Consider the following 13,510-nt stretch of genomic DNA (forward strand, 5'->3'; position numbering starts at 1 on the left):
GGTTGACTACCCGCTTTATAAATTTAGTCCGCGTAGGCGGACTACCCTTCGGGAAGGCTTCGTCTATGTTTGTGTAGCAGCGATTTAAATCGCCATCGCATAAAAGTAACAAATAAACCCCCCTGAATCCGGGGGGTAGGAGAGATCTCAAAGGAGGAGAGATCAAACCTTCGCTTCTTCTTTCACCAACTTATCCCAACCCAAATCCTTGAGGCTGTTATTGCGACGCAGGGGACGAGTTGCTAACTCCAAAATATCCCGCGCATTGGTAAAGCCGTGAATCTGAGCAAATGTAAACTCAACGGACCACTTGGTATTAATTCCTCGCGCTTCTAAGGGATTCGCATGTGCCATTCCCGTAATTACTAAATCCGGATTCAACTCATAAATTCGCTGAATTTGATTGTAGTTATCCGGTTTCTCGATAATCTTCGGTGTCGGTACTCCCATCTCATGGCAAGTTTTCTCCAGCAGATCCAATTCCGCCTTCTGATAACGCTTATCCATATAGGGAATGCCAATTTCTGGACAAGTCATCCCGCAGCGAATTAAGAAACGAGCCAGGGAAATTTCCAATAAGTTATCCCCCATGAAGAAAACCGACTTACCGCGTATTAACTTGACATACTCTTCCAGGTTTTCCCAAATATGTGCTTCCCGTTCATCTAATCCTTTCGGTTCAATTCCAAACACCGAACAAATCTTTTCAATCCAGGCGCGAGTTCCATCCGGACCAATGGGGAACGGTGCGCCAATTAATTTACACTTGCGGCGACGCATTAATGTTGTCGCGGTGCGGCTTAAGAAGGGGTTGACACCAGAGACATAATACCCTTCTTCAATTACCGGAAGTTCCGTATATCGCTTGGCGGGTAACCAACCGGAAACCTTAATTCCTTGCTTTTTCAGTTCTAGGGTAAGGTTTGTCACCACGGGGTCAGGTAACGAGCCAAATAATACTAAAGGTGGATGATCCACATACTCCGATTCTTCAGCAGCAACGTCTTCTTTCTGGCGTCCGAAGTTGAGTAGTTTGGAAATCGCATTCCGTTCTTCTTTTTCCGCTTCTACCTTGGGTGCTTCTTTAGGACATTTGTGCGCCATCGCTGCGAGAACGGTATCTTCTCCTTGAGTGAAGGCATAATCTAAGCCGTTCGCCCGCGCTGTCACAATGGGAATCCCAAGCTCCGCTTCCAGTTTCGGCGCTAAGCCTTCCAAATCCATCTTGATGATTTCGGTGGTGCAAGTGCCAATCCAGACAATTACACTAGGGTTGCGATCGCGCTTAATCTGTAAACATAACCGCTTGAGTTCTTCGTAGTCATTCAGTTGGGCGGAAATATCTCCTTCTTCTAATTCCGCCATCGCATAACGAGGTTCGGCAAAAATCATCACCCCCATGGCATTTTGCAGGAAATAGCCACAGGTTTTAGTCCCAATGACTAAGAAGAAACTATCTTCAATCTTCTGATAAAGCCAAGCTACACAGCTAATTGGACAAAATGTATGATAATTTCCAGTTTCACATTCAAACTCTAGGGATTGGGGGTTTTGAAGCGCAGTCATAATTAATTCTCCTCTCCTCGTTTTTTCGGGAAGTTTCTACAAGTATCGATATAAGACGTTAACAGTCACTGAGGGTTAATGGACTCATACCCTTTGGTTGTCTTCATCACACGTAGGATTCGGGCGGGTTTACTGACTGGGAAGGTTTAGTGCATCCGATAAGGGTAAAACCCGCCCCTACAAATCCATGTATTTTGTCGATGTCGTTGCTTAAACCCAATGGGTATGACAATAACCAATGACCAATGACAAAGGACAAATGACCAATTACACCATCATCAGGTCAAGTTCTTCTTCCTCTGACGTTACCTTGGGTTGTTGGGGATTCAGGTAGAAGTCAGACAGTAAAGAGAACAACTCGCGATCGGGGGAGTCATTGGGAATGACACCTTCTGGACGTGCCAATACTTGATCAGCAATATTCAGATAGTAATCACACACAGGTGTCAGAGAGGGATCAGTTTCTGCCATTTCAAAAATGGTTTTCCCTTTAACCCGAGAGATGCGAATATCTTCAATTAAAGGCAGAATCTCCAACACGGGAATGGGTACAGCTTCAATATACTTATCGATCAGATCCCGCTTTGAGGTACGATTGCCGATCAGCCCAGCTAGACGCAAGGGGTGGGTACGGGCTTTTTCACGCACGGAAGCCGCAATGCGATTCGCCGCAAATAAAGCGTCGAAGCCGTTATCGGTAACGATCATGCAGTAGTCGGAATAGTTCAGAGGCGCAGCGAATCCCCCACAAACTACATCACCGAGAACGTCAAATAGAATTACATCGTACTCGTCAAAGGCATTAAGTTCTTTGAGTAGCTTCACCGTCTCACCGACAACATAGCCACCGCAACCTGCACCGGCTGGGGGTCCACCTGCTTCGACGCAATCAACGCCGCCATAGCCTTTATAGATCACGTCTTCGGGCCAAACGTCTTCGTAGTGATAATCCTTTTCCTGAAGCGTATCGATAATCGTGGGAATGAGAAAGCCTGTCAGGGTAAAGGTGCTGTCATGTTTCGGATCACAGCCAATTTGCAACACCTTTTTGCCGCGTCTGGCTAAAGCTACGGAGATATTACAGCTTGTTGTGGACTTACCAATACCGCCTTTTCCATAAACTGAGAGTTTCACGCTTCGTCGTCTCCTATCGTTTGGATCAAAACTGAAATGTTGTCGTAGCTATTAAATGAGCTGGCATCTAGACTTGGGCTGAGTCGTCAGCCGTTGCTTGCTGCCTGCTAATCGCATTATTGACATAACTCCCTGAGAAATGAAAGGGGGTGTGGGAATGGGATGGGCTTTAAATCTCAATCCGATAACGCCTATAAATGATTAAAGGCTTTTATAGCTTCAGAGTGACTATGAAGCCAATTTAATCAATTTATTCAAATTTTGTGTATTTTTTTTATATAAATATGAACAAAAGCAAAAATGCAGGAATAGACTTCAAGCCTGACTAAGCTGGCTCACATTAGCAACCTGACTCCAGCTCAACGCTGACGGGAAATTGGGGATATAGATGGGGTTGGGCGCGATCGCATTCCCTAACCCTGAGACGCCCTGATCCCCAAAAACCCTGGATTTACGTCAGTTAGAGAACCTGCGATCGCGGGTTTGGCTTTCCTCAGGCAAGATGGTTGTAAATAAAGATTAATTTTTGTGGCAGTGATTACACTCGCCGCGATCGCAAACCACTGGCATAGGTTAAAGTCTATGGTTGCGATATAAATATACCCATGCTCGAAAAACCAATGGTGTTGAGATTGTTCACCGGAGAAAGGCGGGGTGGGTTTAGTCACATCTGGGTGCAACTAAAAAGATAAATAGTGAAACCCGCCCCTACGCACGCGCCAGGTTCCCTATTGTTTTTTTGATAGCATCAGGATAACCACAACCCAATAGAAAAGCCATGACGCTGGTTTACTACTAAAATAAGATGACTAGCGCTCCTTTAACTTCAGGCTTAACCGGGATAAAATTATGAAATTTATCAGCCCCAAGGTCGATTATGCATTAAAAAAAATATTCGGTTCAGAACAAAGCAAAGAGGTTTTAATCAGTTTCCTGAATGCCATTATTTATAATGGAGACAAAATTATTCAATCCTTGACAATTGCCAATCCTTATAATCCAGGTCAGGCTATAACTATAAAAGATACTTATTTAGACATAAAAGCTGTTTTAGCTAACGGCTCTGTTGTTATTATTGAAATGCAAATAGCGCGGGTAACAGCTTTTAGCAAACGGATTGTTTACAATCTAAGCAAAGCTTATAGCAATCAGTTAGGAATTGGGGAAAATTACCTAATTCTCAATCCGGTGATCGCCGTAACGATTACAGATTTCATCCTATTTAATAATACCCCAGATGTGATCAATCAATTTGTTTTTCAGGAAAAAAATAAAAAATTTGAATATCCTGATCCAGAATTGCAACTAATCTTCGTCGAGCTACCGAAATTCAAGAAGACCTTATCAGAGTTAAGAAGTTTGAGCGATAAGTGGATTTACTTTCTAAAAGAAGCGGCTAGTCTCGATAATATTCCTAATAATTTGGGAGACGTGTCTGAGATAGAACTGGCTTTAAATATTGCTAACCAAGCCAAAATGACAGTAGAAGAGCTAGAAGTCGTGGAGCGCCGGGGAATCATGTTGCAAGATGAAAAAGGGCGGATAACGTATGCGGCAGAACAAGGGGAAGCAAAAGGAAGAGAGAAAGGACGTTTGCAAGAAGCGATCGCTCTAGTTATGCGTCTACTTAAAAAGCGTTTTGGAGAACTGCCAGAGGCGATAAGTACCAAGGTTGAAAGTTTGCCTTTGCAAGATTTAGAAAATTTAACCGAGGAGATTTTAGATTTAAATCGTTTGGAGGATTTGGAACGTTGGTTAGACGAACATTCGCCGTCTTAATCAGGTTTACTGTACCAAATCCCCTTGGTTAACTTCCTTAATTAATAAATGGGATAAGCTGTCATCCATTCTAATTTGGTCTTAGTAGCGAGCTTGCTGGCTCGCACTACAAGGATGAAAGCCAGGTTTAAATGCCAAACAGCTTATTGTTTCCTGGAAAATTTCTGCCCTCTAACTTGTTCTTTTATACACCCGAACTAACGTTTCAATCGTTTAAGTAGGTTGGTGGAAATAAAATCAACCATATTAAGTTATGTTAACAAGCCTCAAACCCTTACAAATGACGAATGACCAATGACGAATGACGTAGCTTGCTTCTCGCGAAAGCGAGTTCCCCACCGTTAACTTTAATTGTCCCCACCTACTTACGTCGAGTACGACGCCGCAAGACTTGTGCTAACACCGTGGCTTCCCGTTCAGCTTTGAATAAATCGACCGATCGCGACGTCAGTAGAAATACACCCGATGGTTTGTACTGCACTAAAGGTAACTTCGTGATCTGATACTCACAGACGTTAGGGATAATCGCCTGTGTTGACGAATGCTGCATCTTCTGGAGTGTTTTCCAATCCGCATTGACTTGTGACGCGATCGCTTTGAGTTCTAACAAGGCGGCTTCTAACTCTGTCGATAGCCGATTAATGTGGGACGCTTGAGACTCTAACCGTCTCTAGTTCGTTGCTGTAGCATCCGTACAGACGATTGAAGCTCAAAGGATAAAGGCGGTTGGGATTGAGACTTCACGGGTTGAGGGGATGCCTTGATTATCTTTCGGGGAACTGGGTAAGGGGAACGGTAACGCCGACGAGGTGGCTTTTTTAAGACGCGAGGTGGTTGACGCTGCATGAACTGGGAACGCAGGAATTGAAGTCCGGCTTGCAGTGTTTTCATGAGGATCACGCTGTAATTTGGTACAAATGTACTATATTAAGCGTGAAATAGCAAGCCACCGGAGAAGGGCGGGTTTAGTTAAGTTATCAGTTTTTGCCATAAGTTATCTGTAAAACCCGCCCCTACATTCCCTGGTTTCCCTTCCTTGGTTTCCTTAGTTCCCCTGCTCCCCCTGCTTTTCTCTCTAAGTTGACACCAATGCTCGCTTGCACTAATGACAAAACTCCATGTCCCTCAATTTGTTGGGTCGCCCTCTCCTCAATAAAGAACGCTACAACGAAGAATCCCCCCTTTTACTAGAAAAGAGGGGACTCCCAAGGAATATTTCTTCAAAGATAGAGAGTTCAGTTAGTGCTTCTGTATAGGATGCGCTGGTTGAATAAGTGAGTTGAATTTACCAGCACTTTTATAGTAAGTCCCTAATTAGCTGATTGCCAATAAAAATAGGTCAGTTTTACAAAAACTTTATAGATATCTCGATTAGCTTTATCAGAACTTTATATTTAAGGTCATCTGGCATGTACAATGGGGGCGGCTAGGAGAGCATCCTAAAAGCGAATGCACGTTCCCGCCGCCCTTGTAATGAAAACAGGAATAATTACGGTGCTAAAGCATTTCCGCGCAATAGACTACCAATGGTCTTGGCAGTAATTTTAAGCTGCACTAAAGGATTAGCAGGTACAACCGTTTTGTACAAGTAACTGTCAAACGTGAGTCGCTGCACATCTAGATCTGAACACATCTCCACAAATGCTTCACGAGTCGCATCGGAGCGATAGAAGACGGTTTGCAGAATATCCAGCACCTTATAGGTGATGCCATATTTCTTATCCCAACGCTTGAGATAAAGCTTGAGGTCATCTTCCGTGGGAATGCGAGTTCCACCATTGGAGGTTTCGACAATGGTTTCGGCGCACATCCGCGCGGATTTGGCAGCAAAGTAAATCCCTTCACCGGAAGATTTCGTCACGGTTCCCGCGGCGTCTCCAACTAACGCCACCCGACCAACAACTCGCCGAGGTCTGGGATGCTCTGGAATCGGGTGTGCTTCAACTTTGATGATTTCACCACCGACGAGTTTCTTGGCGGCACGAGCGCGAATCCCCGCCTGTAGCTTTTTAATTTTGGCTTGGTTAACCTTCATCGTACCCGTGCCAACGGCAACGTGGTCGTATTTGGGGAAGACCCAAGCGTAGAAGTCAGGAGAAACGTCGTTACCTACATACATTTCTGCCAGGTCTTCATAATAGTTCATCATGTCCCCTGGCAGGCGAATCCGCTCTTGGAACGCGATCGCATAATTGTAGTCCCCAGCGTCAATTGCTTTAGCCACGCGGGAATTCGCGCCATCAGCACCAATCACTAGGTCTACTTTCAGGGTTTTTTGTACGCCACTGAGACTCCCATCGGAATGGTCAGCGTAGTGAAGGGTATAGGGTTGTGTATTACTTGTGGGAATATCGAGTTTATGAACAGTGCCATTAATTAAAGTTGCACCCAGCTTGGCAGCGCGGTTCCGCATGAAGCCATCTAGGACTTCGCGGCGGCACATGCCAATATATTCGTCTTCTTTTTCCAGGTTGATGTCCACCTCTATATTCGATGGCGAGATCATCTTCATCTTTCTGACTCGCCGATCAATAATTTCAGGTGGCAGGTCAAATTCACTAACCATACAGAGCGGAATGGCTCCGCCACAGGGTTTAGCATTGTCTAGCTTGCGCTCAAACAAATAGGTTTCGATTCCGGCTTTTGCTAAAGTCTCTGCGGCAGACGAGCCAGCAGGTCCTGAACCAACAACTGCAACCCTTAGTGCAGGCATGTTTTCTCCCAATCGTTTTCGAGGTACGGATTGCATGGTATCACGGACTTTTGGCGATTTCATCCGCAATGTGCGATCGCGGCTCATTTTGAAATACAGCTTAACAATTGGCTTCACAAAGCTTAATATTTTGTCTTATGTCCTTGGTCTTGTGTCATTTGTCAAGAGACAGGCATCTGCATCGTTACAATTGAGAAAACTGTTCAATCCAATACTGGTATGTCAGCACCACATTTGTCACCAAAACAGACAAGACAAATACTGGTATGTCAGCACCGTACTTGCCGCAAACAAGGTGCAGCCAAAGTCCTGGCAGCGTTCCAAGCCTTACCTGTTAATGGGGTTACAGTTAGCGGTAGCCCTTGTCTGGGAGAATGTGGCAATGGTCCTATGGTCGTGGTTTTACCCGAACAAACATGGTACTGTCGGGTTCACCCCGATGAAGTCCCGACAGTGGTGCAACGGCATCTCAAAGACGGACAACCCGTGAAGGCGATGCTCTATCGGAAATATGATTAAATTGGGTATTAGGGTATTAGTAGCGAGCAAGATGCAAAGCCTGCGGCATGGCTTCGCTAAACGCCCTACAAGGACTTCATCATGATTTATTCAGGTTTAAACCCGCCCCTACTGATTTCCATGGTACTCGTGGGTCAAAAAGGGAACATCCACAACTTCACCCTCAATCTCTCCCACCTGAACTTTAAGCCCAACGCCTCCGGCTTTGGTACGGATATAGGCTAAACCGATGCAACCTTGTTCCGTTGGCGTACAACTGGTTAACTTGCCCACTTTTTTCCCATCCACGGTGATTACGGTTCCCGGTTCAACAGGTGCTGGTAAACGCACTCCCCACAACTGCTGTTTGACGCCTTGGTAAGTATTTAATCGCGCGATCGTTTCCTGACCGATGTAACATCCTTTATCAAAGGAAATCGTAGTCCACAACCCCGCTTCTAGGGGATTATAATCCTCTGTCAGTTCATAATCGGGAAGCGGACGCCCTTGTTCAATTCGCAACTGCTGCCAAACGCGATCGCCCATTGGTGTAGCATCGGCTGTGGTTAAGGTTTGCCATAGGTTGGCTGCATTGGTGGCGGGGACAATTAGGGTATATCCAGGGAGTGCCAAACCACTTCCTCTAGCAATTCGCACCTCTATATTATTCAGCGTGAGTTGTTGATGACTGGCATAGACATCACCAATCGCCAACTGGACACCTAGCTTGGTCAAAAGGGTATCACTTTCGGGTCCAACTAGGCTAAAAATAGCACTATCATTGGAGATATCCGCCAATTCCACCCGATCCATGGGAAAGATATAGCGATCCAGCCATTCGAGTAACTGTTGACGCCGATTGGGAGATACCAACAGTAATACCGCATCTTCAGTAACATAAGCGGTTACCAGATCAATAGTACGGGCAGTTGAGGTCACAAAAACCGTATCACAACCCTGTCCCGGTTGCAGTTTCTGGAAATCATTGGTACTTTGATTATGCAAAAAGCGCAGTCTATCGTCATCGGAGATTTTCAGCAGTCCCCAATGGGATAGGTCAACTAAAGCCACCCCTTGACGCGCGGCTTGTCGGGCGGTTACATCATTCCCGAAACTGGCTGGCGCTTGCACTTGGGCTGGATCAAAGATTGCTCCTGCACTACGCTGCATCTCTTGTAAGGCTTGGCTCATACGTCAAATCCTGTGGTTAACCCCATACGGCTTGGTTAATCAAAATTGTAGAGGAAAAGATGAATAGGGAAAATAGTCGTTGGCAATTTGAGAAAAAATCAACCACTATACCTTAAATATTGAGTCCACCGATAAATGGAATAGCTCCATATCGACCTTTTAGATAACCTTTTTGTAGGGATTCATCCTCACAAGGCTGAAATTCTACCAATGAGTAGAGCTTGGTCATACTTTTATCTTTTTCTGTAAACCATATCTGATCTGGACGAAAAATTTCTCTATCGAGAAGACTCGTATCATGAGTTGTGAATATTAATTGAGCCTGATTTTTATTTATATCTGGATTGTTAAACATTCTAGCTAGTTCTGTCGATAAAACTGGATGTAGGCTTCTATCCAGTTCATCTATGATTAAAGAACTTCTTCCATTATGAAGAACATCTAGTAAGGTTTCAGCGAGTTCAAATAAACGTTTAGTGCCTTCAGATTCATCCTCTAAGTTAAATATTATTAGTTGTTCAGAATCCATGGTTCTATGGATAGTTTTAACATCTGGAACTTCCATGTCTTTGAATTGTTCCCAATAAGGAAATGGGGTGTTATCCATAGCTTTTTTGCCCTCAGATGCTAAAGAAAAGGGTCGCATCTCTATTTTTATATCTGATATATCAAGATCGGCTGATTAACTATCGAGTCTCATTCAAACATTACATTACGGAATTATAGCGGTTCTTCTACAGGGTACAACACAGATTATGTGTAGGGGCGCACGCCCCGTCATTGGTGTCAACTTAAGCGCTAAAAGCAGGGGAAGCAGGGGGAGCAGGGGGAGCAGGGGGATAAGGGTGAAATGCTTGCCAGTCGTGCTTTTGACCTTAAGTTGATTGATACCAATGGACTTTCTTGCTCCCCTCTCCCTTGGTGGGAGAGGGGCTGGGGGTGAGGGGGTTTTGGCTTAAGTTGACACGGATGACCCCCGTGCGCCCTACTACTCTCAAGAAACTAAAGCGCCCACTACGAACGACCGGAGGCGCTAAAGCGCTCACTACGAACTAATCCACTATGGCGCAGTAAGGGTTCCGTACTCGGTTCCCGTCCTCGGAATTGCTTGAATACTTCCATGGGTGGTATACCACCACCTAATGCCAGCACTGTATCCCGATACCGCTTCCCTGTATCCGCCACGGCGGTTTCATTCTCTAAACCCACCTCCTCAAAGGCAGCAAAAGCATCGGCACTCAGGACTTCTGCCCATTTGTAACTGTAATACCCAGCCGCATAGCCGCCCGCAAAGATATGGGAAAAGGCACAGAGGAAGGAATCTTCCGGTAAGGGTTGTAACACTGTGGTGGTTTGGGCAATCCGGTGACGGACATCACTGGGACTTTCCTTACCACCGGGCTGATAACGGTGGTGGAGTTCAATATCCACTAAACTAAAGTGCAATTGCCGTAACATGGCACTACCACTCATGTAAGTCCGGGCTGCCAATAGTTTCTGATAGTAATGTTCGGGTAGGGATTCCCCCGTTTCGTAGTGCTTCGCCATGCCCATCAGCGTGGGGCGATCATAACACCAGTTTTCCATAAACTGACTGGGCAGTTCCACCGCGTCCCATTCTACGTTATTAATTCCGGCTGCACTAGCATAATCCACTTTGGTGAGCATGTGTTGCAACCCGTGACCAAACTCGTGGAATAGGGTTTCGACTTCACCAAAGGTCATTAAACTTGGTTTACCATCAATCGGTGGCGTTTGGTTGCAAACTAAATAGGCAACAGGTAAGCGCGTTGTTGTTGTACCCGCTTCCGTGAGTTTGGCACGTCCGACACAATCGTCCATCCAAGCCCCCCCACGCTTCTCGGCGGGACGGCTGTAGGGATCTAAATAGAAAAACGCGATCGCACTACCCGTTTCATCGGTAACTTGGAAATAGCGGACATCCTCATGCCAAACGGGGGCTTGTCCATCAGCAGGCGTAATTGTCACCCCAAACAGTCGCTTGATTAAGCCAAACAAACCATCCAGCACTTGAGGTAACGGAAAATAAGGACGCAATTCTTCAGCACTGAAGGCAAACTTTTCTTCCCGTTGACGTTCTGACCAAAAACTGATATCCCAGTGTTTCAACTCATTGGCTTCGGGTACGCCTTTAGACGCCGCAAACGCTTTCAATGCCTCTAAATCCTTAACCGCCGCATCGTAGCTAGCGCCACGCAGTTCTTCGAGTAATCCCTCCACCGCCTCAACATTCGGTGCCATTTTGCTGGCAAGGCTTAATTCAGCATAACTGCTAAACCCTAGCAGCTTGGATTTTTCTTGACGCAGTTCTAAAATCCGCTCAATCAGGGGACTGTTATCCAACTCCCCAGAAGAGGCGCGGCTGACAAAGGCTTTATAGAGTTTCTCCCGCAAATCCCGACGGGTACTGTGCTGCATGAAGGGGATGTAACTGGGATAGTCCAGCGTGATCCGCCAGTGACCTTGTTCCGGAGTCGCCTTTTCTTCCCCGGCGGCGCGGGCGGCTTGAGCAGCTAAACTCTTTAAGCTAGGAGGTAAACCCTCGACCTCATCCGGACTGGTTAGGGTCATGCTAAATGCTTTGGTTGCATCTAGCACATGGTTGGAGAACTTTGTGGATAGTTCCGCCAACTCCATCTGAATTTGATTGAAGCGTTCCCGCACCTCCCCTTCAAGTCCGACACCCGACAGTTCAGCATCTCGAATGGCGGCTGCTACGATGCGTTTTTGGGCTGGATCTAAGCTACGCCATTCATCCCCATCCTGCAAGGCTTTAAAGGCTTTGTATAAGGGTTGACTTTGGTTGAGTGTGTTGATGAATTGAACGACTTTGGGTTGAACCGTTTCGTAAGCCTCACGCAGTTCAGGACTATTTTTCACCCCCATCAAATGACTCACGATGCTCCAACTCCACCTGAGGCGTTCTGTCAATGCTTCTAGGGGTTCCACTAAACCGTCCCAGGTTGGTACTATCTTTTCCTCTAGGGCGGCTAATTCCTGCTCAAGTTCAGCGAGTAGCTGCGTCATCGCAGGCACAATATGGTTTGGCTCAATCTGGTCAAAAGGGGGTAGTCCCTTGCCACGGCGTAATGGATTCTCAGTCACAGTTGGATTGGCAATCATGAGTCGTATTGGGTTACAAAATCAGACTGAAACAGCATGTAGTGGTAATGCAAGGTAAGCAGCTATTGCCGCTTGCCTTGTATCAAACTAACGCCTGAAGCTTCCCCAGGGAAGCGGTGAGGCGCGAAAATTAAATAATTAGCAAGAATATTTTTTGACGTCAGTGATCCTTATCATCGTGAAGATTAATTTAAATGGTACAAGGCAAGGATTGAACAGGAGATGTAGAGACGTAGCATGCTACGTCTCTACGTCGGGGTGGGTTTAGTTAAATCTGGGTGAGGTAAAAAATGATAATAGTGAAACCCGCCCCTATATACACAAAACTCTTTGAGCGAAGCGAAAGGTCAAAACTTCTCCAATCCCCTCTTCTCCAATCACCTACTTACGCTGAAATACTGATGAGAAACGTTCTTTAACTTGGCTGACAGTGGATTGAATCAAATTCCCTGGCATTGCTTGGGGACGAGTTGCCACAACGATGGGTTCGTCTTTAAACTCTTTGAGTCGATGACCATATTCCAACTCGCTTTGGCGCTTCCGTAGTTTGGGGAATAGCCGAAATATTCCTTTGAGTAACTCCTCTTCTTGCTCAAATAACGCCTGGTTGATTTGACTGCTGCGATTCACTGCCATTGAGCCAGCCGGTAACCAGTTTTTCTCTCCCTTAATCCGGACATAGATATTGAATTCCGGTAATCCCGACTTTTGCATTTCATCATACTTGCGGGAAGCGGATGCCCGTTTGACTTTGTTTTTCTTGGCTTTGTGCTGTTTGGGTTGGACTTTGCCAAAGCCGAGTTGGGTGGTCATATTAAGTTACTCCGATATTTCCTTAACAAAAGTTTACATCATTCTCATGAAACTTGTGCCGCTGACGTTTGCTGGTGAGTCTGAAATACAGGTATCGCATACAACAAAGGACGCACGTCAGTGCGCCCCTACAGATAAAAATTTTTTACGTTGAAACTAGGGTAGGTAGCTGAAGCTTAAGGAGTGGTCTCAGAAGTCGAGTCATCCTCAGCCTGAGGTTCAGTCGTCTCGTCAGACATTTCTTTATCTTCAGTCACCTTTTCCATGTCTGCCTTGTCTTCAGTCGCCTTGTCAGACATGTCTTTCTCTTCCGCCGCTTTGTCCATGTCTGGCTTGTCTTCTGCCGCCTTATCGGTTGCAGCAGGAGCAGCGTCTTCAGTCGCTGCGTTATCAGGGTTAGCTGGTTCAGTTTCCTCGATAGTCGTACTATCATCCGTTTCTGGGGGAGCGCTACAACCTGTGGCTAATCCCAGACTTAACAGTGAAGCAATAGCAAATGTAGTAAGGTACTTAACGGTCATAGTCAACCTTATTTGGTATCCTAATGGGTTAGGCTTGCCAGACAATTACTGGCTTAAATGCAATTAAAGCGCATAAAAGAGAATTTTGGTGAAAAATTTAGTATTTTCTCAAAGAATTACAAAAATTGTGGCGATTACACCTCAAAACAGC

The 13,510-nt window shown here is 45.7% G+C and carries 13 protein-coding genes; 2 read left to right on the forward strand and 11 right to left on the reverse strand.

Going from position 1 to position 13,510, the window contains the following annotated elements; translation table 11 throughout:
* Positions 1-162: 162 nt before the first annotated feature.
* From ACLFWI_RS15500 to ACLFWI_RS15510, 3 genes are all read right to left on the reverse strand, one after another.
* The gene (locus ACLFWI_RS15500) at positions 163-1,566 is read right to left on the reverse strand and encodes a ferredoxin:protochlorophyllide reductase (ATP-dependent) subunit N (RefSeq protein ID WP_446413668.1); all 1,404 of its coding nucleotides are present in this window, start codon (positions 1,564-1,566) and stop codon (positions 163-165) included.
* 267 nt (positions 1,567-1,833) lie between these two features.
* On the reverse strand, positions 1,834-2,700 hold the full coding sequence (gene bchL, locus ACLFWI_RS15505; protein ID WP_446409555.1) for a ferredoxin:protochlorophyllide reductase (ATP-dependent) iron-sulfur ATP-binding protein: 867 nt from the start codon (positions 2,698-2,700) through the stop codon (positions 1,834-1,836).
* Positions 2,701-3,113: 413 nt separating this feature from the next.
* Positions 3,114-3,368 carry a hypothetical protein gene (locus tag ACLFWI_RS15510; RefSeq protein ID WP_446413669.1) on the reverse strand — a complete coding sequence of 85 codons (255 nt, stop codon included), beginning with the start codon at positions 3,366-3,368 and terminating at the stop codon, positions 3,114-3,116.
* A 181-nt stretch (positions 3,369-3,549) separates the two neighbouring features.
* Between ACLFWI_RS15510 and ACLFWI_RS15515 the strand changes: the two genes are divergently transcribed.
* Positions 3,550-4,479, forward strand: a complete 930-nt coding sequence (locus ACLFWI_RS15515; RefSeq protein WP_446413670.1) for an Rpn family recombination-promoting nuclease/putative transposase — start codon at positions 3,550-3,552, stop codon at positions 4,477-4,479.
* 361 nt (positions 4,480-4,840) lie between these two features.
* On the opposite strand, the gene ACLFWI_RS15520 is transcribed toward ACLFWI_RS15515, so the two are convergent.
* The 3 genes from ACLFWI_RS15520 to chlP all read right to left on the reverse strand — a co-directional run bounded on the left by ACLFWI_RS15520 (position 4,841) and on the right by chlP (position 7,192).
* Complete coding sequence (locus ACLFWI_RS15520; protein WP_446413671.1) at positions 4,841-5,089, reverse strand: hypothetical protein; 249 nt, start codon at positions 5,087-5,089, stop codon at positions 4,841-4,843.
* A gap of 50 nt (positions 5,090-5,139) precedes the next feature.
* Positions 5,140-5,370, reverse strand: a complete 231-nt coding sequence (locus tag ACLFWI_RS15525) for a hypothetical protein (RefSeq protein WP_446413672.1) — start codon at positions 5,368-5,370, stop codon at positions 5,140-5,142.
* Positions 5,371-5,968: 598 nt separating this feature from the next.
* On the reverse strand, positions 5,969-7,192 hold the full coding sequence (gene chlP, locus ACLFWI_RS15530) for a geranylgeranyl reductase (RefSeq protein ID WP_446409559.1): 1,224 nt from the start codon (positions 7,190-7,192) through the stop codon (positions 5,969-5,971).
* A gap of 219 nt (positions 7,193-7,411) precedes the next feature.
* On the opposite strand from chlP, the gene ACLFWI_RS15535 reads away from it, so the two are divergent.
* Positions 7,412-7,711, forward strand: a complete 300-nt coding sequence (locus ACLFWI_RS15535) for a (2Fe-2S) ferredoxin domain-containing protein (RefSeq protein ID WP_446409551.1) — start codon at positions 7,412-7,414, stop codon at positions 7,709-7,711.
* A 108-nt stretch (positions 7,712-7,819) separates the two neighbouring features.
* Here ACLFWI_RS15535 and ygfZ read toward each other — a convergent pair whose 3' ends face one another.
* The 5 genes from ygfZ to ACLFWI_RS15560 all read right to left on the reverse strand — a co-directional run bounded on the left by ygfZ (position 7,820) and on the right by ACLFWI_RS15560 (position 13,359).
* Positions 7,820-8,881, reverse strand: a complete 1,062-nt coding sequence (gene ygfZ / locus ACLFWI_RS15540; RefSeq protein WP_446413673.1) for a CAF17-like 4Fe-4S cluster assembly/insertion protein YgfZ — start codon at positions 8,879-8,881, stop codon at positions 7,820-7,822.
* A 112-nt stretch (positions 8,882-8,993) separates the two neighbouring features.
* On the reverse strand, positions 8,994-9,488 hold the full coding sequence (locus ACLFWI_RS15545; RefSeq protein WP_446409192.1) for an AAA family ATPase: 495 nt from the start codon (positions 9,486-9,488) through the stop codon (positions 8,994-8,996).
* Positions 9,489-9,895: 407 nt separating this feature from the next.
* Positions 9,896-12,025, reverse strand: coding sequence for a M3 family metallopeptidase (locus ACLFWI_RS15550; RefSeq protein ID WP_446413674.1), 2,130 nt, complete (start codon positions 12,023-12,025; stop codon positions 9,896-9,898).
* Between the two features lie 381 nt (positions 12,026-12,406).
* Entirely contained in the window at positions 12,407-12,838 is a 432-nt protein-coding gene (locus tag ACLFWI_RS15555) for an HHL1-like protein (RefSeq protein WP_446413675.1), read from the reverse strand.
* A 176-nt stretch (positions 12,839-13,014) separates the two neighbouring features.
* Positions 13,015-13,359, reverse strand: coding sequence for a hypothetical protein (locus ACLFWI_RS15560; RefSeq protein WP_446413676.1), 345 nt, complete (start codon positions 13,357-13,359; stop codon positions 13,015-13,017).
* Positions 13,360-13,510: the final 151 nt, after the last annotated feature.

The sequence above is a fragment of the Coleofasciculus sp. genome (assembly GCF_046539235.1).
Lineage (GTDB): Bacteria > Cyanobacteriota > Cyanobacteriia > Cyanobacteriales > Coleofasciculaceae > Coleofasciculus.